This window comes from Metallosphaera javensis (ex Hofmann et al. 2022) (assembly GCF_022064045.1).
In the GTDB taxonomy this organism is placed as follows: domain Archaea; phylum Thermoproteota; class Thermoprotei_A; order Sulfolobales; family Sulfolobaceae; genus Metallosphaera; species Metallosphaera javensis.
Genome location: NZ_JAKNCW010000064.1, coordinates 1 through 299, shown reverse-complemented (window position 1 = coordinate 299; position 299 = coordinate 1). Strand labels below are relative to the sequence as shown.

General features: G+C 58.5%; 1 pseudogene. It reads right to left on the bottom strand.

The annotated features are described in order from the left end of the window. Positions 1 to 299, bottom strand: a pseudogene (locus L3N51_RS12405) (IS1 family transposase); the annotation flags it as partial.

Genomic DNA, 299 nt, shown 5'->3' with positions numbered 1-299 from the left:
AAACCCATGTCCCCTTCTCGGGCACGTACTGCGCGAGCTCCTGAAACGTGTTCTCGCTCCTGTCTCCCACGGAGAACGCGACGTACATCCCCTTTCTGGAGAACACGAATCTCGTGAAGACCCACGAAAACGCCTTCGCGTTCCTCCTGAAGTAGGTCCACATCTCGTCCACGACCTTCACGCCCTCATTCAGCCCGTCCCTGGCTCTCCTCCACAGCTCCGCGAGTTTCGCGTACTTCCTCCCTCCGTACCTCTTGATCCACGTGAATACCGTGCCCAGTGGGACCTGAAGTACCCTG